This window comes from Rhodococcus sp. YL-1 (assembly GCF_001942025.1).
Taxonomy (GTDB): domain Bacteria; phylum Actinomycetota; class Actinomycetes; order Mycobacteriales; family Mycobacteriaceae; genus Rhodococcus_F; species Rhodococcus_F qingshengii.
In genome coordinates, this window is sequence record NZ_CP017299.1 from 6011682 (window position 1) to 6032923 (window position 21242).

Sequence of the window (21242 nt, forward strand, 5' to 3'; positions counted from 1 at the left end):
GCACGTGTTGGCGGATCCGGCGGGAAACCTTTTCTGCCTAGGCAATCCACACTAGGGCTTGTCTGAAAACTAGTCCGAGATCGAGTCCACTGCTCATCCGACAAAGCCTGAAAGTGCGTCACCCGATCAGCAGTACATACATTCGTTCGCATACAGTCGGATGTGTCCCAGCGGCACCCCAGACTGGAATGTCCGCTGTGTCAAATCTGCCGACAGGGGGGCTGGACGGGTGGGATCGCCTGACTTACTGGGTCTGACGGCCTCGCTGTCGTCGTCGACGCTTGTCCTCGCGTTCGTTGCCGGGATTCTTCCGCGAGTCGTCGGTGATGAACCGAATCCCGTTGTCGGCATACGCACGAAGGCGACGATCTCGAGCCCCGAGGCGTGGCAATTGGCCCATCGGATTGCGTGGCCCCTTCTACGCCGGACGGTGTGGACAGCCGTAGTGGGACTGTGCATGCAGGTCACCATCGGTGTCGTGACAGGTTTCGGATCTGTGGTGTCGGCTGTCGCCTCAACAGTCGTGTTTCTAGCGGTGCTCCTTGTCCTGCTCTGTGCAGCGTTGAAGGGCAACGCCGCGGCAAAATCGTTGCGGCGCTGACCACCCGGGCCCGCATTTTTCAGAGGTGCCCTAGTTCTCCGATTTCAGTTCCCGATACGCGGTCGTTCGCGTCGGCGTGGTCCACGGTCCCGCATCGCGAGGATCGCCGCTGCCGTGGACGCGACCGTCTTGTCGTCGTCGCGTGTCAGCCGGGCGAGCGCTTCCCGGGCCGCCGCGCCGGGAATCTCAGCGAGTGCCTGCGTGATTCGCAACCTCGTCGGGGCGTCGTCAGTGCCGTCGAGCCTTGCCTGCACGGCATCGACGACCTCACCGCTTGTCGGTGAGTGCTCCGCGAGAAGACCGAGCACCTCTCCGGCCTCGACGTCGCGTCGCCCGTCGGCGACCATCTCGAGGAGAGCGGGCATCGAGACGGCCTCTCCGCGAGATCCGAGGGTGAGAGCGGCATCAGCGCGGACTATCGCGTCCGAATCATCGAGAGCTCGCTTCAGCGCCCGAGTTGCTTCCTCGGTGTGGATCCCGGAGATGGCCGACGTCGCGCGGCGTCGAACCTCGACGTCCTCCGATTCGAGGCCCTTCGTGAGACCTGCAAGGCCCGCACCTTCGGTCCTCGCCAACGCCCACTGCAACGCTCCGGCCACGTTGGCATCCTTCTCCGACAGGATGGCCTCGACGAGTGCGTCGACGGGCAACGCCGCATTCAGCTCCTGCGACAGGATCGCTTGCTGACGATGGGCAGCGAACTCGGATTCGAGTGCACGCAACAGTGAGACCATGCGTAGGACGTCGTCCCACTCCGAAGGGGCGCTGGCATCGACCCTTTCGAGTTTGGTCAGCAATTCCTCCTCCGCCGCGATCCGTTGCCGAGTGTGTTGCATGAGTTCACCCACCAAATCGGCCGGCGCGAAGTCGGGTTCGTCCAGTGCACGCTTGGCCTCGTTCAACGAGAGCCCCAACGTCCTCAAGCTCTCGACGTGGAAGAGTCGACGGATGTCGTCGGCGGAGTACTCCCGGTAACCGCCGGACGTGCGGCCCGTCGGCTTCACCAGTCCCAAGGTGTCGTAGTGACGCAGCATCCGTGTGCTGACACCACAACGCCGCGAGACCTCGCCGATCAACATCCGTCTCCCCTTCCTACGCGTCCGGGCCGATTGCCGCGACGCGCTTCGCCAACTCGTGTGAGAGTGCGAACCCACCGTCGGGGTCTTGCCAGAGTTGCTTTGTAGCATCAGCATGCGCCCGGACACGCGGATTCGGGCTCATACCGGCCGCGTCGAGCACCGGGAGTACAGCCTCGCCGAGCCCGGTCAAAGCACGGCTCAGACTGAGCTGCATCTGCAGTTCACCCCGCCCGAGTTCGGTCGCCAGATCCGCTGCGAGTGCACCCTCGACTCCTGCCGGCACGAGTGCCACTGCGGCGCGCCACGCACTGCGCGCGACCTCGTCGTCCTGGTCGTGCACCAGCGCAGAGACCTCGGGCCACGCGATCGGATCGCCGATCTTGGACAAGGTGTGGAGCGCCTGACTGCGGGCTTGCGAACCATCGGACCCGAGCTCACGGATCAGCCTCGGTACCGTAATTTCGGCCGGCAAGCGGCACAATGCCCAGGTCAGCATGTCGCGGACGAAGAAGTCCGGCTCGACGGCGCACCGATCGATCAGGGCATCCGTCAGCTCAGGGTCCGGGCGCGTGCCGACAGCGAGCGCGGCGCGCAGCCGAACCGAGGGATCAGCCGCGGCCAATGCGTCGACGAGGTGAGCATTCTGCCCACCATGGTTGGTTGTGTTCACGACAACCACCTCCTTCGTCGACCATTGGAGTCCTTGTCACTGTGTCAAGGTCAAGCGTCGCTGTCTCCGACACGGGAAATATCGCCTCGGATCACACGCCGGTTGTCGATCCTGGCCGAAAGATCATCAGCACGACGACAACGACCCAGAGCAGATTGAAGATCCCCGTCGCTGTGCCCAGTCGACGGGTGAGCCGCGTTGCGACATCCACAACGGACCCGGTTCCTTCGATCGCCGCCATTGTCAGCCGTTGGGCGGGAAGCACGACCGCGGTGAGTATCACGGCGGCAACGACGGTGAGTGCGATCGAGGTGAGGATCCACAGGTCACCGAGCACTCCGAGATTGACGGCGGTGGCGACACCGAGCATCGGAACGACAACGCCGATCGTGGCATACACCCGAACGATGCGATGCAGCATGCCCGTCGTCGCAACACTGGCGCTGTCCGGATCGGCGAGCGCGGCGCGACTCGCCACCGGGAACGTACTCGCCGCCACAGCGACGGGGCCGATGGCAAGAATGGCCGCAATCACGTGGAGGGACAGCAGGATTCCGGTCATGAGATTTCTCGCGTTTCGGTACGCACAAGCGTATTCACGCAGCGTCCGGGGCGAAGGTGATTACAGGCTCGGCGCCCTTGGCCGACCACACCGTTCCACGACGCTCGTAGTCGAAGAGCGCTTCGACCTCGAGACTTATCCGGGGCCCGAGGCATCGTTCCAACAGGTACAGGCCAAGGTCGAGACCGGATGTCACACCGCCGGCGGTGATCAGGTCACCGTCGTCGACGATTCGCGCCTGGATCGGAATAACGCCGCCGGCCGCCAGTGCGTCCACGGCAAGATGGTGTGTCACGGCGCGGCGCCCTTCGAGAAGCCCCGCCATCGCCAGCGCCAAAGATCCTCCACAGACGGTCGCAACAAGAACACCAGGATCGTCGAGTGCACGCCGCATCATGACAGGCAGTTCGGTTTCCGTTGTGGCCGCGAGCCTTTCCGGCAAACTGGTGCCCGGCTGGTCCGCATCGGGTTCGAAGAGACCCGATGCTCCGGGAACGATGATCAGATCCGCGTGTTCGACATCGAGGGTTGCAGTGGCGGTCATAGCGAGTTCACCACTTCCGCTCAGGACGGTCCGAGGCCCCTCCGCACTGACGAGTTCGACACTCAACGCCCCACCGCTGGCGAGACGCCCGGCGTAGAGCACCTCGTACGGACCCACGACATCCATGGGATCGAATCCGTCGAACAACACGATCTGCGCGTGCACTGCAACCTCCGATTTTGTGCGACGCGCTCCTGTGCGCGTCGCTGTTCCTACGACAGTAGGAGGAAGTTGACCCCTGCGGCGACGGCTGAAAGCCAACCTTCGACGGCTTTCAGCCAACCTCACATATTCTGTGAAATACCAGTTGAGAGGATATTTCACGACACGAGATCACAGAATCTCGCGCCACATACGCTACGTTTCAGACATGCATGACGTTGCAGTTCTCGCGTTGCCCGGAGTGGTGCCGATGGACCTGGCAGCACCCCTCGAAGTCTTCGGACGATGCAGGCTTCCCTCAGGCGCACCGGCCTACCGGACCGCCGTGTGCGCGCTCACCGAGGAGGTGGAGACCGGAACGTTCACGATGCGCGTACCGCACGGACTGTCACGTCTCGCCCAGGCCAGCACGATCATCATCCCGGGCACCGCCGATCTCGATGTGCCGATCGACCCCGAGATCATCGAAGCCCTCAGAACTGCCGCGGATCGCGGCACGCGCATCGCCTCACTGTGCGTCGGCGCATTCACCCTCGCCGACACAGGCCTGCTCGACGGACTTCGCGCGACGACGCACTGGGCGGCTGCGTCGGAGTTGGCCCGCCGGCACCCGGCTATCGACGTCGACGCCGCCGTTCTCTACGTAGACAACGGGCACGTCCTGACTTCCGCCGGCGCCGCGGCCGCACTCGACCTGTGTCTGTACATGGTCCGTCAGGACTACGGGTCCGCGGTCGCCGCCGACACGGCGCGGCTGAGTGTGATGCCGCTCGAACGTGCCGGAGGGCAAGCACAATTCATCGTTCACGAGCCTCCCGTACCCAGCGGGACAACCCTCAGGCCGCTACTGAACTGGATGGAAGAGAACCTCGGGGAGCAACTCGACATCACGACAATCGCGGCCAAGGCAACGATGAGCACTCGCACGCTCAACCGCCGATTCCAGGAACAAATCGGTACGACGCCGTTGCAGTGGCTCCATCACGCGCGGCTCCGCCAAGCGCAATTTCTGCTCGAGACTACCGACCACTCGATCGAACGTGTTGCGGGACAAGTCGGATTCAATGCCGTCACGACATTCCGCGAACGCTTCCGAGACCTGGTCGGTACCAGTCCACAGCGATACCGGACGCAGTTTCGAACGTCGCGGTAGTCGACCTACTTCTCACTCTGTCTGCTCACCATCTCCGAGATCCAGATCGGCGCAAACGGCGAGGTACAGTTCGGCGGAGTCGGGTAATCCTCGAGCACTCGCAGACGCTCACCGATGTCGATTGCGCGGGCCCGGAACTCGGCATGTTCGATCCCGATCTGAGCCAGGCAGTGGTTCATCGCCCATTGCAGGCGATCAGGAGCATCCTTCATCTCCGTCTCGATGACGTCGAGCAATCCTGAAAGATCAAGTCCCTCAGGCTTCTTCGCTGCGCGCTCGGTAGTCAGGGCCCAGCCGGCGCTCGCAACCACAGGATCGGAGTCTGCGGTCCAGGCCACCCGCAATTCCTCCGCGTGCGGGTTCTTCTTCACCACGTAGTTGACGAGCCAGTCCTGCACCTTGGGAGTACGGGCCTCACGCAACATGACGTCCAACTGGTCACGCTCGAACACCTTCGGGCGGCAGATCAGAAGGGCAAGCAGTCTCGCTGCGGTGTCGCCCGTTGCCCAAAGCTGTTGTGCGAGTTCTTGCTGAGTCTTCAATCGCTTCGCAACAGCGCGCAGCTTTGAAAGGTTCACACCGTGATCGTCACCGTGTTTCTCGTTCACCGCGCGCGCCTTCGGATCCTCGAGCGCAGCCAGCTCGTCCATCACCGCCGCAACCGTCGTTTCAGCCACATCGTCCTCCAGTCACTATTTCTGCGATTCACCTACAAGCAAAGCACGAGAAAGCGAGCGACCCACGTTTGAAACTTCGACCACTGGGTACATGTCTGCTCCTGAGGTGGCGGCACGCCACCATGAAGACAGGACGAACCTTGCATATGCGACGCGCCGCGGGTGCTGAGAACGTGGACGAAACCGCACGCGGAGATGAAGGCGGCGGTAAGAACGTTCTCACTCGGGCCATAACCGGCCCACTCCTTTTCGTGTTCATCCTCGGAGACGTCCTGGGCGCCGGTATCTACGCATTGGTGGGCGTCATCGCCGGTGAAGTTGGTGGAGCCGTCTGGGTACCACTGCTCGTAGCGCTCGTCATGGCATTGCTGACAGCAACGTCGTATGCCGAACTGGTCACCAAATATCCGCGGGCGGGCGGCGCAGCCGTCTTCGCCCAACGGGCGTATCGGAAACCACTGATCTCGTTCCTTGTCGGCTTCTCGATGCTGGCGGCCGGCGTAACCAGTGCGGCGGGACTCGCCCTCGCATTCTCGGGCGACTATCTCAAAGCCTTCATCGACGTCCCAACCGTTCCAGCGGCGCTCGTCTTCCTGCTCCTGGTGGGACTTCTCAATGCCAGAGGCATCAAGGAGTCGATGCGCGCCAACGTCGTCATGACAGTCGTGGAGGTCACCGGGCTCGTCCTCGTTGTCGTCCTCGCTTGCATAGTTCTCGGGCGCGGCGACGGAACCCTGAGCCGAGTCGTGGAGTTCGACGACAGCCGATCGCCTGCACTCGCGGTGCTGGCTGCGGCACTCCTCGCGTACTACTCTTTTGTCGGCTTCGAAACGTCCGCGAACGTCGCCGAAGAAGTGAAGAACGTGAGCAAGGTCTACCCACGCGCACTGTTCGGAGCATTGCTGACAGCCGGCGCCGCCTATGTCCTTGTCGGCCTGGCTGTCTCGGTGGTCCTGCCCGCCGACGAACTTGCCGCATCCTCCGGGCCACTGCTGGAAGTTGTGTCAGTTGCCGATGTCGGTGTTCCGCCTCGCCTGTTCAGTCTGATCGCGTTGGTCGCCGTCGCCAACGGCGCACTGCTGACAATGATCATGGCGAGCAGGCTGACCTACGGGATGGCATCGGAAGGCTTGCTCCCGAGCGTCTTCGCTCGGGTACTGCCGCAGCGACGGACCCCCTGGGTGGCGATTATCGCGACCACAGCAGTTGCCATGGCTCTCTGCGTCACCGGATCGCTGTCAGCCCTGGCGGAGACGGTGGTACTCCTGCTGCTTTTCGTATTCATCAGCACCAACATCGCCGTCCTGGTTCTGCGCCGTGACGCAGTGCAACACAAACACTTCCGAACGCCGATCATCTTCCCGATCCTCGCTCTCGGTACGTGCGTTGCGTTGCTCACCCAGCAGAGCGCTGCGACGTGGTTACGCGCATCATTACTCTTGGCCGTCGGAGTAGTGCTGTACGCCCTCTCCCACCGCCGATCCACGAAGTGAGGTGCGATGTACAGGAGCCGGTGTGATGACCGACAGTTCTGACGCGTCAGATGTAATTCAGCGTCGAGAGCGAAAGATCAACAGGCGAACCCTGACGTACGGCGTGTCAGTCGTTCTGGCTACCGCGGTTTTGGTTATCGCGATCGTGTGGTTGGGCTCCCGGCGGGGCGAATGCTTCGGTACCGACACCTTGCTGTGCTCACAGAAGGATCGCCGACTGGCGGTCTTCGTCCCGAGCCTGATGTTGCTGCTCGGGACCGTGGGCGCGTTCTTGCGAGCCTCCCTGCGATTGCACCGCCTGCGGCGCCTCTACATCCGGCCGTACATGGCGTGGACCTTGGCGGGCCTCACCCTGACGTATCTGACCGGAGCTTACTTCTTGATCGGGGTCTAGATTCTCTGAATACGTCTGTTCAGCAACCAGATTGAGTCGACAGCCGCAAATCAGAATCGCGGATCGTCGATCGCAGTGAGGACTACTTCCCGCACTGACGTCGAAGACGACAAACTCGAGATCGAGCGCACCGTATCCACAACGTCATGTACCGGGACCAGAGATCCCTCTCCCCTGGCGGCAGCGACGTCTCGGGGCACGTCGAGTCCGTCTTCTGTATTGAGATATCCGAGATGAAGGACAGTCACTGCGAGTCTGTCCTTCCGATAGCCCTCTCTCAACGCGTCGGCAATGCCGTTGATCGCGAACTTCGATGCACCGAACGCAACCTCCGGCCTACCGCTTCGCGGGAGTCCCGAGGTGGACCCGGTCAAGATGATCCGAGGTCGAGGACGGCCGATCATTCTCGGGATCAGGCGCTTGAGCAGGAGAATTGTGGCCGTGATGTTGGCGTTGATCATTTCGAGCATTTCCATGTCCGATTGTTCTGCGAATGCATAGTCAGTGGTGAAGGCGTCCCCTTCCCAAATCCCGACGTTGCAGATCAGGGTGTCTACACCACCGACAAGCTCCTGATCGATCGAATTCGCTGCCGTAACAGGATCGGTCAGGTCGGCTTCGATCCACTCGGAGACGTCGAACCCGTCAGGACGCCGACGCGATATGCCGAGAACTTCGTGGCCGTCGCTCCTCAGTCCCTCGATCAAAGCACGACCAAGACCTCGGCTCGCACCGACAACAACCGCCCTCGCCACAATTACACCCTTCGTCGTCGCTCGAACCGATCCTATCGATCCAGCCGTCGCCGGTAGTTTCGTCGAGAAGCGAGAGACTCAGATTCGCACCGTAGTGCAGCTGGACAACTACGGGCTCGCCAATATTTCAGCCAGGGCACTGGCGAACTCGCGTGCTTGGTCAGAGGTGATGGTGGAGGCGGTCACACGAAGTGCCCGGTGGCACTGACCCGGCGTCGCCGAGAACTGACTTCCGTCCCGCACGAGCCAGCCAGACTCGGCGAGTCGCTCGACAATCGGTTCGGAATCCCGATCCAGCGGAACCCAGACATTGAGTCCGTCGAAAGTGTCAGGAACCTCGATATCATGTTCTGACAGTGCAGATTTCAGAAGGGTTCGGCGGCGCTCGTAGACAGCGCGAGCCTTGGCGAGGCCGTCGATCACCGTCGGATCACTCAGCAGTTCAGCACTCAAGCGCTGCTGCAGGTGACTGACCCAGTTGGCGCCCGACCGGAGATGAGTGCTCAGCCGAATGCCGGTGTCGAGGTCCGAGGCGACCACTGCCACGCGCAGGTCGGGCCCGAGAAATTTCGACACGGAACGAACAAGCGCCCACCGCGTCGTGCTCATCGGAGCGAGCCGACAGTACCGATTGCTGGACACGGCAGAGAAGTGATCGTCCTCGATTACCAGAACGTGAGGGAACTCGGCCAGGATGCTTCCGAGAATCGCCGCTCGGTCGGCGCTCATGCTGACCCCGGTGGGGTTGTGCGCACGAGGGGTGCAAATAATCGCGCGCACACCACTTTCGAGAGCACGCAGCAGCCCTTGCGGGGTAATACCCGAAGTGTCGATGTCCATCGGTACCGCTCGGAAGCTGTTGGCTTTGAGCGTTCCGATGCTCGCCAGGAAGCACGGATCCTCGATCGCGACGGCGTCACCTCGGGTCAAATGAGCGGTCAACAGTCGCTCGACCGCGTCAACGGCACCGTTGGTGATGGTGATCGAGCACGGCCTTGGAACCTCGTCCTCGATCGAGGAACGTGCCCAGGAATCGAGTAGAGGCTCGGTGGCTGCGGCACCGTACAACCGGGGCGTGTAAGTGGTCCGGTCCAACGAGGCTCTGAGATCAGGCAGCAATGCCGGATCAGGATTTCCGCTGGCGAGATCCACGCTGCCAGGAAGAGCGATACCGCCTTCTCCTTCCAGGAACGGTATGGCTCGCACGAAGCTGCCGCGCCGGCCCTGTGTCTCCACAACTCCCGCCGCCACGAGCAAGCGATAGGCTCCGGCAACTGTGTTCCGGTGAACCTCGAGATCGTCGGCCAAGGTCCGTATGGGCGGCAACGCATCCCCTGGAGCCAGTACCCCAGCACTGATGAGATTGCGGATGCCCTCGGAAATCTCGCCCGCTGTCCCGCGGACGACATAGAGCCTCACCTGGTCCGCCACAGTGCTGGTCACAGGCTCACTCTATTAGCACATGACAAAACCTCCACGCTGTGACACATTGTCACATGACAAAAAATCTGCGAGGAGACACATGATACTGCCCGGACAATTCCGCCTCTCGGACGACGCGGTCGCCGACTCTCTCCGCGCCGGTGGATTCGGACACCTGGTCACACCGGGCCCCGAGACCCTCGAAGTCACGTCGATGCCACTGCTGTACAACGCCGAAGGAAACGTGTTGGAGGGGCATCTCGCCCGGACGAATCCGCATTGGCGGTACACCGGGACATCGGAGTCTCTGGTGATCCTCCCCGGCGCCGACGCCTACGTGAGCCCCGAGTTCTACCCGAGCAAGAGCGTCCACGGGAAGGTTGTCCCGACGTGGAACTACGAAGTTCTCTACGTCTACGGCCAACTGGTTGCGCACGACGACGAGCAGTGGCTGCGTGCGCACGTCACCGCACTGACAGCTCGACATGAATCCGGCCGTGAGAACGAATGGAAGGTCACCGACGCGCCGCCGCAGTTCGTCGATGCGCAGCTGCGAGGGATTGTGGGGATCGAACTGCACGTGGCCCGTGTCTACGGAAAAGCGAAGTTGAACCAAAACCGTTCCCCCGCTGATCGCTCCGGCGTCATCCGGGGTCTGGAGAAGGGCTCATTCTCCGAACGAGAGACCGCCGCAGCGATGGTCGCCGCCGGCCTCGACAACGGTTGACCGTTACGCCGTCGTCGTACGCCTTGTCTAGTCGCACATTCAGGTGAGAGGTTTTCCACCCGTCACGCCGATGACTTCCCCAGTGGTGTAACTGGATTCGCCAGAGGCGAGAAATACATAGGCGGGAGCAAGCTCGGCCGGCTGACCTGCCCGCCCGAGCGGAACGTCGTCCCCGAACGTCTCGAACTTCTCCTTGGGCATCGTCGCCGGAATCAGTGGCGTCCAAATCGGTCCAGGTGCAACGGCATTGACCCTGATTCCCTTTCGTGCGACATCGGCGGCCAACCCCTTGGTGAAGTCGATGATGCCCGCCTTTGTCGTGGCGTAATCGAGCAGCTCGGGCGACGGGGACGCACCTTGGATGGACGAGGTATTCACGATCGTCGATCCGGGCTCCATCTGCGCGATCGCTGCTTTGGAGAGCCAAAATAGTGCGTAGAGGTTGGTTTTCATCACACGGTCGAATTGTTCGGTGGTGATATCGGCGATGCCGCCCATCTGCACCATCTGAAACGCGGCGTTGTTCACCAAGATGTCGAGTCCGCCGAGTTCACGCACCGCGGTTTCGACCAAAGCAGAACAGTGTTCCTCGCTTCGGAGATCTCCCGGCACCGAGACGGCTTTGCGACCTGCCTCCTCGACCCAGCGAGCGGTTTCCCGAGCGTCCTGTTCTTCCTCGTCGAGATAACTCAGGACAACGTCCGCGCCTTCTCTGGCAAATGCAATCGCGACCGCACGTCCGATGCCCGAATCCGCTCCGGTGACAATCGCACGCCTTCCTTCGAGTCGACCGCTTCCTCGATAGGTGTTTTCACCGTGGTCGGGAGGAGAAATCATGTCTGCGGTGAGACCGGGGTGTGCGATCTCCGCCTGCCGCTCACGCACAGGAGCGGGGAACCGCGTGGTCGGGTCCTGCATTGCGTACTGGTCCGGCATATCGATACTCCTCGGGTGACGCAGTTTCTCGCGGGCTTCTGGATGGATGCACTGCACATGCCTCCTTCCCACCGAATAGAAATCGAAACCTCGGGGTGGCCGGGATCTCACTCGTCCTGGCGCCGACGATCTCGGTGCGTCGAGCCCACTTGTTCGTTGTGGTTACTACGCGGTAGGTCGGGGTAGCCCGCGTAGCGGCGGTGGCTCCGCGACCCGCGGAGCACTCGTCGAGCAGAAGCTGAACATCACGTAAAGCACGCACCGACGAAGGGACGACCCCGATATGAGCAACTCCGAAACCACGTCCGCCTTGATCACCCAGTTACGCATCCTCCTCGGTCTGACGCACACCGAGATCCAGGTCGCCGAAACGCGCGTCGCACAGGCCAGAACCGAAGCGGTTCGACGCGAATTGACGGAAAACGCAGAGAACGGCCGTGAAAGGGCGAGTTCCATCGAGTCCACGATTCGCGATCTGGGTGGCGTTCCGGAATTGGTCGGTCCGTTCCTCGGACGCGCGACAGCCGGAGTGAAAGCGATGGTCGAACAGGCTCAGCCCTTCGACGAAGCGGTATTGGGAGACCTTGCGCTCGAACATCAACTCCTCGACCGTTCCCGCTACCTCAAGGCCCTGGCCACTGCCGGCGGCGATCAGACCGTCGCGGCGTTGGCCGACCGCCTCATCACTGCACACTCCGCGACCGTGGACTGGCTCACGACTGTCTTGGCCGAAGAGGCACTCGGTGGACCGGCAGCTTTGCGCCGCACACCGATGCAAGCTGCCACCGGCGCGGCGATACGGCTGGTCAACGTTCCGGTCTCCTGGTCGACCCGCAGTCTCGACCGTGCCATCGACGCTGTTCGCACCTCACCGCCGGTACTGGGTGAGCTGATCAGCTGGGGCGCATATGCCGGTGACGTGACTGTGAAAACACTCTCGGCCAGTAGGGATGCGGCCATCGCCACGGCTGAGAAGGTCACTCGCCGAGAAGGTGCCGACGGTGCCGCCGACGTTTTCCGTTCGGTACGGAAGTCGAGTGGGCTACTCGACCCCACTGAACTTCCCATCGAAGACTTCGACGAACTCAACGTCACCCAAGCCGTCTCCGCCGTGAAGGAACTGACCGACGCCGCACAGGTGCGGGACATCGTTGCGTACGAGGAAGCGCACAAGAACCGACACGGCGTCGTATCCGCTGCCCAGGCAAGACTCGCAGCGATCGCCCAGGAAGTCGTCGGAATCAACTAGAGCGTTCAATCGACATATCGAGAGTCCGACTCTCGGAACCGCGAGCACTGGACCTCGTGAAAGCGGGATTCGCGGCCAGGGGCACCCGAGACCGTCAAGAAGATGACAGCGGCTCTCGAAGCCCTCTGATCAGTTCGACGCGCGCGGAATCGAGAATTTCCTCGGAGAGCGGGGAACCCTTCGTAGCTCGCGAAAGAACCAGTGCACCGAGCATGGTGGAGAGCCGGAGGAGACCGACAGCTTCGTCGTCGGCAAGAGCTGCGGCAAAATCCCCCACTCCCTCCGTGTAAACCCGACGGGCCTCGCTGTCTGCAGGCTCGCGCGCCATGTCGGCGGCGAGCGCAGCAGCGGGGCATCCGTCTGCCGGGTTGTCGCGATGCGCCACCGAGAGATAGGTATCGATCAAAGCTTTTCGGGCGGAGTCACGTTGCCCTGCATGCTCTTCGAGTCCCGCAGAATGCAGCTGAGCCAGTTCCTTGAAGGCGTGGGTGGTCGCTTCGTCGATGAGAGCGTCCTTGGACGCGAACTGCTTGTAGAAGCCACCGTGGGTCAGCCCCGACGCCTTCATCAGGTCGGCGACGCTGAGGTGAGTGCCCTTCTCTCGGAACAGTCGGGCTGCGGTTTCCACGACGCGCCGACGGTTCTCTTCCGCTTGTTGCTGCGATACGCGGCCCATCACAACGCCTTCCAGTTTGGATTTCACTTGACATCTATCCTAGCCGACACTTAGATTTGATTCATAATCTAAACGTCACGAGCAATCACAACACTGGGAGAATCATGGACCTGAACAAGACGGTTGCGGTCGTCACAGGAGCCAATCGCGGGCTCGGACGCCATCTGGCTGCGGGACTCGTCGAGCGCGGCGCAAAGGTGTACGCGGCTGCGCGCAATCCGGAAACTGTCGATCTACCCGGCGTCATCCCCCTGAGGTTGGACGTGACGGACGCCGAATCGATAACCGCCGCCGCGCAAATCGCATCGGATGTGACCTTGCTGGTCAACAACGCAGGTATCTCTACCTCGGCGCCCTTGATCGGGGGCGACATCGATGACATTCGACGAGAGATGGACGTCAACTTCTACGGCCCGCTCGCCGTGACCCGGGCGTTTGCTCCCGTCATCGAAAACAACGACGGCGGAACAATACTCAACGTTCTGTCGGTGCTGTCCTGGTTCCATCCAGCCGCGCTCGGGTCTTACGCGTCGTCGAAGGCAGCGGCCTGGGCGATGACCGACGCCGTTCGAGAAGAACTTGCGCCGCGCAAAATCTCCGTATCGGCACTGCATGTCGCATACATGGATACCGACATGGCCGCTGGCGTACCCGCCGAACAGAAGATCGATCCTGCCGACGTCGCCGCGCAAGCACTGGACGGTATCGAAAGCGGGCTCGCCGAGATCCTCGCTGACGACACCACCCGGTACGTCAAGGGGAGTCTGTCCTCGTCGAACTCCGAGTAAGCAAGGGACTGCAGACGAGTGACGCTTACCCCACCGTTTTGAGGCTGGCCAATCTGCTCAGGATCGGTGCCCGCCAAGCTGCGAGGTCTTCCGGACCGTTCTCTTCCCACAACTCGTACAACTCCGAAGTGTCGCTGTCGGAAACTGCACGCTCGAGTGCGGAGAGGACCCAACTCTTCTGCTCCGGGCTCAAGGTGCTGACGTACCCGGCGGCGTCAATTCCATCCAGCTGCACAGGCTTCGGCGCAACGCCGTGCGCAACCGCAAGAATCTCGGCGACGGCGATTGCTGTTTGAGCATCATCGGCATCGAGATAACCGCCATCGGGGTGGCTAGCGTAATCGTCGATGTCGTAGTCACCCGCCTGTACTGCGCTGAGCAGGTCGCCCGCTACGTCGTTGTCGAAAGGTCCTGAACCCCAAGTCCCCATGCTGTCTCTCCGATCCGTACCCGGCGCACCTGTCGTAAAGATATTAGTGAATCACAGGCTTCGGCCAGGACCCTCGGGCTGGAAGTACTGCGTTCGCCGGAAATCGACATCAGCGCAACGGCACGCGAAGGATGCGGTCATCACCGGGGTTGGGGTCGCCACGACCGTCGGTGTTGTTCGTCAGTATCCACAGCGACCCGTCCGGTGCGACTACAACGTCACGGAGGCGCCCGTATTCGTCGACGAACTGCTCGTCGGCGGTCGCGGGATCGGTCAAGGGCACCGTGCGGAGTCGCTCACCACGAAGATTGGCGATGTAGATCGTGCCGTCGTGGATGGCGATTCCGCTGGGGCTGGCGTCGTCAGGTGACCATTGTTGGAGCGGGTCGATGAATCCGTCTTCACCCACAATCCCTTCGACCTCGGGCCACCCGTAGTTTCCGCCTGCTTCGATCCGGTTGAGTTCGTCCCAGGTGTCCTGCCCGAACTCGCTGGCGTACATCGTGCCGTCCTCGGTCCAGGCAATGCCCTGGGAGTTGCGGTGGCCGTAGCTGTAGACAAACGAGTTCGGAAATGGATTATCTAGCGGCACATCGCCATCCGGAGTCATTCGAAGGATTTTCCCGGACATCGAGTCGAGGTCCTGAGCTCTGTCTCGCCTACCGGCATCACCGACAGTGGCATACAGCATCCCGTCCGGGCCGAACGCGATGCGACCACCGTTGTGGTAGCTGGCCGAAGCGAGCCCGTCGAGAATCGTCTCGGCCGGCCCGAGCGCGAATTCCCCCGGAGCACCGATGATGTCGAAGCGTTCGATCCGGTTCTCCCCGTTCGCGGTGAAGTACGCGTACAGGCGGTTTTCACGTACTGCGATCCCTAGTAAACCGCCCTCACCCCTGGGGCTGACGCCGTCGACGACTCCCACCTCGCGGCTGTTTCCGCCGGCGTCGAGTTCGAGGATTCGCGCGCTGTCGCGCTCACTGACAAGTGGTGTATCGCCGTGGAATGCGATCGACCAGGGCGCGTCCAAGCCGTCGGCGACGGTCTCGGGTTCGCCGAAGGCCGCGGCGGGCGCCGATCGTGTTGTCGTGCTTGCCTGCGGACCGGGCCCTTCAGGATCCTCGCTACCGCAGGCAGTCAGGAAGGCCGAAAGGACCACTGCGGCGCCAAGCCCTCGGATCTGTCGTCGTGTCATGGGCGCGCCTCCCGGGCTCAGGCAGTCTTTGCGCCGACGGTAGCGCGCAATCGGTCACACCGGGAGTCCCTTCGAGTACCCCCAACGACCGGGACTCCCTCGCAGGCGACGGGCGTGATGCCCTGGACGGGTGCGCCACGACATGCGCGTCGTCAACAGAAAGAGAACTGACCACCTCATGATTTCCGCCCCGACCGTCGAAGAAACCGGCCGCCTGCCGCTCGTGATCTATGTGCTGGCCGTCGGAGTTTTCTTGATGGGCACAACCGAATTCGTCGTCGCCGGCATTCTTCCCGAGATTGCGGGTGACCTCGGGACGTCGATCGCGAACGTCGGCTTGATGATCACCGTCTTCGCGATCGGGATGATCGTCGGCACGCCGGCGATGGCGATCTTGACACTCAGGGTTCCCCGACGCGTGACCTTGAGCTCGGCCCTGATTGTTTTCGCGATCGGACACGTCATCGTCGCGCTCTCGTCCAACTTCGGACTCATTCTCGGCGCCCGCTTCCTCACAGCCGTGGCGACGGGCGCCTTCTGGGCAGTCGCTGCAGTGGTCGGAGCAAAAGCGGCAGGCCCGGCGTCTTCCTCGCGCGCGCTCGGCATCGTCTTGGGCGGAGGCATGCTCGCGAACGTCATCGGTGTTCCGCTCGGCGCTCTGGCCGGTCAGAGCATCGGGTGGCGTGGTCCTTTCTGGGCCCTCGCCGCCCTCGCACTCGTCGCCGCGGCCGTCGTCCACCGATTGGTACCCGCCGACACCGAATCCGGTGCGGTGCCGTCCTGGCGAGCGGAGATCGCGAGCCTACGGGACGGACGCATCTGGCTCGTTCTGTCCGGTTGCGCCGTCGTGTGCGGGTCGTCGCTGGCGGCGTACAGCTTCATCTCTCCGCTGTTGACCGAGAACACGGGACTTGCTGCGTCGGCAGTGCCGCTAGTGCTTGTCGGCTACGGACTCGGTGCGTTCGTCGGCTCCAATCTCGGCGGTCGACTCGGTGCGAAGCATCAGTACGGGGTCTTGTTCGTCTCGGCAGCGATGACGTTTCTCGTGCTCGGGGCGCTCTGCCTCTTCTCGCACAACGTGATCGTGACGGTGTTTCTCGTAGTCATGCTGGGACTATTCGGCATGTCGACCAATCCCATCCTGATCGGGATGGCTGTGCGTTGTGCCGATCAGGCGCCGACGATGGCTTCTGCTCTCAGCACCTCGTCGTTCAATCTGGGCACGGCGGTCGGCTCCTGGATCGCCGGGTTCGCGTTCGCCTCGAGTCTCGGTGCCACTGGGCCGGTGTTGGTAGGCACCGGCGTTGCCGCTCTCTACTTTCTGCCGCTGATGATCCTGTTGCGCAAGGAACGCACGAAGCGCACCGCCGTCGAAGTCGTCAACTGACGACCCGATCAACCGTCGCGCAGTTCGTCAGCCGTCCGTCAGCGACCGCTCCGACACGTGAGGAGCAGAGTCCGCATTCTCACTGGCTGCCAACGAGGCGAGTAACTGCATCCGTTCCGCGGACGGCGATCCCGGCTCTGCGGTGTAGATCGTGAGCGTCAACCCCGGCTCGGCGGCCATCTCCAAACCTTCGAAGGCAAGCGTCAGCTCCCCCACGGCGGAGTGGTGAAATGTCTTGAATCCGGTGCCGTGATGGCGGACGTCGTGCGCGCCCCACCGACGCCGGAATTCCTCACTCCGAGTGCTGAGTTCACCGATCAGATCGTGCAATTCCTTGTTGTGAGGATCTCGCCCGGCCTCGGTTCGCAGAATCGAGACGGTCACCTCGGCAAACTCGTTCCAGTCCGGATAAAACTCGAAAGCCCTTTCGTCGAGGAACGTGAAGCGCGCGATGTTCGGGGGCTGCCCCGGCATGTCGTACAGGTCCTTGTAGAACGCACGCGCGAGTGGGTTGACAGCAAGAAGATCCATGCGACCGTTCCGCACGAAAGCGGGTCCCGCGGTGACTGCATCAAGCGCCCACTGCAGGCTCTGATGGGGCTTCCAGCCCTTCGCATTTCGCCGACGCGGGGGCCTGGCTACCGGGCTTGCCGCGTGCGCGAGATCAAAAAGGTGGGCGCGCTCGGCGTCGTCGAGTCGTAAGGCCTTCGCGATACTGTCGAGTACACCCGGCGATGCGCCGCTGATCGCTCCGCGCTCGAGCCTCGTGTAGTACTCGACGCTCACGCCGGCGAGGGTTGCCACTTCACTTCGACGTAGACCGTCCACGCGGCGGTTCGATCCGGCCGGAAGTCCAACTTGTTCGGGCGTGACTCGGGCGCGCCGCGAGGTCAGGAATTCGCGTACTTGCGCTCGATCGTCCATGCCATCGAGCGTAAGTCAGTGACCGGTAGCGAGGGAGTCCCTCGCAGTACCACTAACGCGCGGGACTCCCGCACGCCGCCGAATCGTGATCAGGTTGAAGTGACACGAAGAAACCGATGGTGAGGAGCCACGTCATGCGCGCTGTCGTCATGCATGCCCCCGGCGATGTCCGGGTCGAAGAGATCGATGCGCCGGTGATCGTCGAACCGACCGACGCGATCATTCGCGTTACAGCCACCTGCGTCTGCGGTTCCGACCTCTGGCCGTATCGCGGCATCGAAGAGCTGAATGGCCCGACGCCGATGGGACACGAATACGTGGGCGTCGTCGAACAGGTCGGCCCCGACGTCAACGACATCGAAGTTGGGGACTTCGTCGTGGGCTCGTTCGTCGCGTCGGACAACACCTGCGAAATCTGCGAGGCCGGCTTTCAGTCTCGCTGTATACACCAGGTCATGATGGGCTCGGTCGGCACCCAATCCGAATACGCTCGCATCCCGCTCGCGGACGGCACCCTCGTCCCTGTCCACGGAGAGCCGACCGAGCGGCAGGCCCGCAGCCTCCTTGCAGCCTCCGACGTACTCGGCACCGGTTGGTTCGCCGCCGTAGCTGCGGAAGCCGGACCTGGCAAAACAGTCGCCGTCGTCGGCGACGGCGCAGTCGGACTCCTGGCGATCCTCGCTGCCAGACAACTCGGCGCCGAGCGGATCATCGCCATGTCACGTCACGCCGACCGGCAGGCACTCGCCACGCAATTCGGCGCCACCGACATCGTCGAAGAGCGGGGCGACGCGGGCATCGCGAAGATCAAGGAACTCACCGGCGGCTACGGCGCCCACTCGACCGTCGAAGCCGTAGGCACCCAAGAATCGATGATGCAGGCTATCGGAGCTACCCGCCCCGGCGGACATGTCGACTACGTCGGGGTATCCCACGGCGTCGAACTCGACGGCATGAACCTGTTCTTCGCGACGGTGAGCCTGCTCGGCGGTCCCGCGCCGGTCAGGCGATTCCTACCCGAACTGATCGAGCTCATCATGACCGACCAGATCGACCCAGGCATCGTCTTCGACCTCACTCTCCCGTTGGAGGACGCCGCCGCCGGCTACCAGGCGATGGACGAGCGGCGCGCCACCAAAGTGCTACTCACCCTCTGACCGATAACAAAGGCTCACGAGTCAGAACTGGGCTCTCCACGCCGATCGAGGAACGTCTCGGCTACCAACGAGAGGCGCTCTTGGTTTACCGAGCAGCATGTTCACTGATCACAGCGAATGCGTATGACGCCGAAGGTGAGGATGGGTACTTCTATTGGTGCGCAGCCGCTTTGATCCAAGAGGATGCTACGCGACTGATATGCACCCCCACCAGCGGAAACCGATTGTACGAGTGAATGTTTCAATGAGAGCGACTCGGCGCTACTTTGTAGCAACGAAACTCGTCTCTACCTACGGTTGCGTACTGAATTCCTTGTGGGGCAGGCTTTCTTGTGTACTGCTGACGAGCCGTACCTGCTGACGAATCGTATCTGCTGACGAACCGTATTGCTGACGAACCAAGGTCGGAGAACAATGGGTCACTACAAAAGCAACGTGCGTGATATCGAGTTCAATCTGTTCGAGGTACTCGGGATCGGCGAACTGCTGGATGCCGGCGCTTACGGGGACCTCGACACCGACACTGTGCGCAACATTCTTGCGGAAGTATCGAGGCTGGCAGAAGGCCCGGTCGCCGCGTCCTTCGCCGACGCGGATCGAAACCCTGTCGAATTCGACGCACCCAATCACGCCGTTGTGGTCCCGGAACCTCTACGCAAGACGGTCGAGGCGGTGAACGAGGCCGGTTGGTCGCGACTCGGCCTACCAGAAGGCATGGGTGGTGTTCCTGCTCCGGCGCCGTTGGTCTGGGCGATCGGCGAAATGTTGGTCGCGGCAAACGGATCCGCAAGCTTTTTCAACATGGGTCCACTGATGGCGAGCGTGCTCTACAGCATCGGCAACGAACAGCAAAAGCACTGGGCCAAAGAGGGGTTCGAGCGGGGCTGGGCCGGAACGATGGTGCTGACGGAACCCGATGCCGGCTCAGACGTGGGCGCAGGCCGAACGAAGGCGATCGAGCAGGACGACGGCACCTGGCACATCGAGGGCGTCAAGCGGTTCATCTCCGGCGGTGACGTCGGAGACACGGCCGAGAACCTCTTCCACTTGGTGCTTGCCCGACCCGAAGGCGCCGGTCCAGGAACCAAAGGTTTGAGCCTGTTCTACGTTCCGAAGTCCCATTTCAACTCGGACACACTTGAACTGGGAGAGCGCAACGGTGTGTACGTCACCGGCGTCGAACACAAGATGGGCCTCAAGTCGTCCCCGACCTGCGAACTCACCTTCGGTGCGACGGACGTTCCTGCCGTCGGCTGGCTCGTGGGTGATGTCCACAACGGTATCGCCCAGATGTTCCAGGTCATCGAGAACGCTCGAATGATGGTGGGCACCAAGGCTACCGGAACACTGTCCACCGGCTATCTCAACGCCCTCGAGTACGCGAAAGAACGAATTCAAGGCGCAGACCTCACCGAGCTGACAAACAAGACCGCGCCCCGCGTGGCCATTACGCATCACCCCGACGTCCGACGCAGCCTGGCGATGCAGAAGGCCTACGCCGAAGGCCTCCGAGCGGTCTACCTCTACACCGCGGCACACCAGAATGCCGATGTCGCCGAGTTGGTTTCGGGTGCGGATGCCGAATTGGCGGCGCGGGTCAACGATCTGCTGCTGCCGATCGTCAAGGGCGTCGGCTCCGAGAAGGCCTACGAACTGCTCACCGAGAGCCTGCAGACCCTGGGCGGCTCCGGGTATCTGCAGGACTACCCCATCGAGCAGTACATCCGCGATGCCAAGATCGACACCCTGTACGAGGGCACCACGGCAATCCAGGCGCAGGACTTCTTCTTTCGAAAGATCGCACGCGACCGCGGCGTTGCGCTCGCTCACGTAGCCGGTCGCATACGAGAGTTCATTGACAGTGAGGCCGGGAACGGTCGACTCAAGGCCGAGCGAGTCCTACTCGAGATCGCCTTGACCGACGTGCAGGAGATGGCCGGGACGCTCACCGGGTATCTGATGGCTTCCCAGGACCAACCCTCCGAGTTGTACAAGATAGGCCTCGGCTCGGTGCGCTTTCTGTACGCGGTAGGCGACCTGCTCATCGGATGGCGCCTGTTGGTGCAAGCGGAAGTCGCGTTGGCAGCCTTGGACCGTGACGCGTCGGCAAAGGACCGGTCGTTCTATCGGGGCAAGGTGGTCATCGCGTCGTACTTCGCCAAGAACATCCTGCCCGTCCTGGCGTCGACCAAAGAAATCCTGGGTTCCCTCGACAACGAGATCATGGAACTCGAGGAAGACGCATTCTGACAACGTGCCAC

General features: G+C 62.3%; 22 protein-coding genes. 10 read left to right on the plus strand and 12 right to left on the minus strand.

The genetic code is table 11. The features are described from left to right. Positions 1 to 229: 229 nt before the first annotated feature. Complete coding sequence (locus BH682_RS28025) at positions 230 to 601, plus strand: SdpI family protein (RefSeq protein ID WP_075834841.1); 372 nt, start codon at positions 230 to 232, stop codon at positions 599 to 601. Between the two features lie 44 nt (positions 602 to 645). Here the strand turns inward: BH682_RS28025 and BH682_RS28030 are convergent, their stop codons facing one another. The 4 genes from BH682_RS28030 to BH682_RS28045 form a co-directional block, all read right to left on the minus strand. After that, positions 646 to 1680, minus strand: coding sequence for a HEAT repeat domain-containing protein (locus tag BH682_RS28030; protein ID WP_063315452.1), 1035 nt, complete (start codon positions 1678 to 1680; stop codon positions 646 to 648). A 13-nt stretch (positions 1681 to 1693) separates the two neighbouring features. Continuing rightward, positions 1694 to 2359: a HEAT repeat domain-containing protein gene (locus tag BH682_RS28035; RefSeq protein ID WP_190287601.1), complete on the minus strand. Its 666-nt coding sequence runs from the start codon at positions 2357 to 2359 to the stop codon at positions 1694 to 1696. An 82-nt stretch (positions 2360 to 2441) separates the two neighbouring features. Further along, on the minus strand, positions 2442 to 2912 hold the full coding sequence (locus tag BH682_RS28040; protein WP_075834843.1) for a DUF2269 family protein: 471 nt from the start codon (positions 2910 to 2912) through the stop codon (positions 2442 to 2444). 34 nt (positions 2913 to 2946) lie between these two features. Further along, positions 2947 to 3621: a DJ-1/PfpI family protein gene (locus BH682_RS28045; RefSeq protein WP_075834845.1), complete on the minus strand. Its 675-nt coding sequence runs from the start codon at positions 3619 to 3621 to the stop codon at positions 2947 to 2949. A 205-nt stretch (positions 3622 to 3826) separates the two neighbouring features. Between BH682_RS28045 and BH682_RS28050 the strand changes: the two genes are divergently transcribed. Continuing rightward, positions 3827 to 4771 (plus strand): GlxA family transcriptional regulator, encoded by a 945-nt coding sequence (locus tag BH682_RS28050; RefSeq protein WP_003942841.1) that lies wholly within the window; start codon positions 3827 to 3829, stop codon positions 4769 to 4771. 5 nt (positions 4772 to 4776) lie between these two features. Here BH682_RS28050 and BH682_RS28055 read toward each other — a convergent pair whose 3' ends face one another. After that, positions 4777 to 5448, minus strand: a complete 672-nt coding sequence (locus tag BH682_RS28055) for a DNA alkylation repair protein (protein WP_063315449.1) — start codon at positions 5446 to 5448, stop codon at positions 4777 to 4779. Between the two features lie 122 nt (positions 5449 to 5570). Here BH682_RS28055 and BH682_RS28060 point away from each other — a divergent pair, with 122 nt between their 5' ends. Then, positions 5571 to 6941 carry an APC family permease gene (locus tag BH682_RS28060; RefSeq protein WP_223304480.1) on the plus strand — a complete coding sequence of 457 codons (1371 nt, stop codon included), beginning with the start codon at positions 5571 to 5573 and terminating at the stop codon, positions 6939 to 6941. A 25-nt stretch (positions 6942 to 6966) separates the two neighbouring features. Further along, positions 6967 to 7335, plus strand: a complete 369-nt coding sequence (locus tag BH682_RS28065) for a hypothetical protein (protein WP_042448254.1) — start codon at positions 6967 to 6969, stop codon at positions 7333 to 7335. Between the two features lie 50 nt (positions 7336 to 7385). Here the strand turns inward: BH682_RS28065 and BH682_RS28070 are convergent, their stop codons facing one another. Continuing rightward, entirely contained in the window at positions 7386 to 8090 is a 705-nt protein-coding gene (locus tag BH682_RS28070; protein WP_075834847.1) for an SDR family NAD(P)-dependent oxidoreductase, read from the minus strand. 108 nt (positions 8091 to 8198) lie between these two features. Then, positions 8199 to 9533: an aminotransferase class I/II-fold pyridoxal phosphate-dependent enzyme gene (locus tag BH682_RS28075; protein ID WP_223304481.1), complete on the minus strand. Its 1335-nt coding sequence runs from the start codon at positions 9531 to 9533 to the stop codon at positions 8199 to 8201. 79 nt (positions 9534 to 9612) lie between these two features. Between BH682_RS28075 and BH682_RS28080 the strand changes: the two genes are divergently transcribed. Next, positions 9613 to 10239, plus strand: coding sequence for an FMN-binding negative transcriptional regulator (locus BH682_RS28080; RefSeq protein ID WP_047889521.1), 627 nt, complete (start codon positions 9613 to 9615; stop codon positions 10237 to 10239). A gap of 39 nt (positions 10240 to 10278) precedes the next feature. On the opposite strand, the gene BH682_RS28085 is transcribed toward BH682_RS28080, so the two are convergent. Next, positions 10279 to 11175, minus strand: coding sequence for an SDR family oxidoreductase (locus tag BH682_RS28085; protein ID WP_007735622.1), 897 nt, complete (start codon positions 11173 to 11175; stop codon positions 10279 to 10281). A 283-nt stretch (positions 11176 to 11458) separates the two neighbouring features. Between BH682_RS28085 and BH682_RS28090 the strand changes: the two genes are divergently transcribed. Beyond that, positions 11459 to 12424 carry a hypothetical protein gene (locus tag BH682_RS28090; RefSeq protein WP_075834849.1) on the plus strand — a complete coding sequence of 322 codons (966 nt, stop codon included), beginning with the start codon at positions 11459 to 11461 and terminating at the stop codon, positions 12422 to 12424. Positions 12425 to 12518: 94 nt separating this feature from the next. Here BH682_RS28090 and BH682_RS28095 read toward each other — a convergent pair whose 3' ends face one another. After that, complete coding sequence (locus tag BH682_RS28095; RefSeq protein WP_007735618.1) at positions 12519 to 13127, minus strand: TetR/AcrR family transcriptional regulator; 609 nt, start codon at positions 13125 to 13127, stop codon at positions 12519 to 12521. Positions 13128 to 13204: 77 nt separating this feature from the next. Between BH682_RS28095 and BH682_RS28100 the strand changes: the two genes are divergently transcribed. Next, entirely contained in the window at positions 13205 to 13888 is a 684-nt protein-coding gene (locus BH682_RS28100) for an SDR family oxidoreductase (RefSeq protein ID WP_007735616.1), read from the plus strand. 25 nt (positions 13889 to 13913) lie between these two features. Here BH682_RS28100 and BH682_RS28105 read toward each other — a convergent pair whose 3' ends face one another. After that, on the minus strand, positions 13914 to 14318 hold the full coding sequence (locus tag BH682_RS28105) for a DUF4259 domain-containing protein (RefSeq protein ID WP_003942974.1): 405 nt from the start codon (positions 14316 to 14318) through the stop codon (positions 13914 to 13916). 109 nt (positions 14319 to 14427) lie between these two features. Then, positions 14428 to 15513: a PQQ-dependent sugar dehydrogenase gene (locus tag BH682_RS28110; protein ID WP_075834851.1), complete on the minus strand. Its 1086-nt coding sequence runs from the start codon at positions 15511 to 15513 to the stop codon at positions 14428 to 14430. Between the two features lie 178 nt (positions 15514 to 15691). On the opposite strand from BH682_RS28110, the gene BH682_RS28115 reads away from it, so the two are divergent. After that, the gene (locus BH682_RS28115) at positions 15692 to 16900 is read left to right on the plus strand and encodes an MFS transporter (RefSeq protein WP_075835538.1); all 1209 of its coding nucleotides are present in this window, start codon (positions 15692 to 15694) and stop codon (positions 16898 to 16900) included. A 27-nt stretch (positions 16901 to 16927) separates the two neighbouring features. On the opposite strand, the gene BH682_RS28120 is transcribed toward BH682_RS28115, so the two are convergent. After that, a complete protein-coding gene (locus tag BH682_RS28120) occupies positions 16928 to 17824 on the minus strand; it encodes a helix-turn-helix transcriptional regulator (protein ID WP_075834852.1) in 897 nt (298 codons plus the stop codon). Positions 17825 to 17958: 134 nt separating this feature from the next. On the opposite strand from BH682_RS28120, the gene BH682_RS28125 reads away from it, so the two are divergent. Further along, complete coding sequence (locus tag BH682_RS28125; RefSeq protein WP_075834854.1) at positions 17959 to 18981, plus strand: zinc-dependent alcohol dehydrogenase family protein; 1023 nt, start codon at positions 17959 to 17961, stop codon at positions 18979 to 18981. A 414-nt stretch (positions 18982 to 19395) separates the two neighbouring features. Then, positions 19396 to 21231, plus strand: coding sequence for an acyl-CoA dehydrogenase (locus BH682_RS28130; RefSeq protein ID WP_075834856.1), 1836 nt, complete (start codon positions 19396 to 19398; stop codon positions 21229 to 21231). Positions 21232 to 21242: the final 11 nt, after the last annotated feature.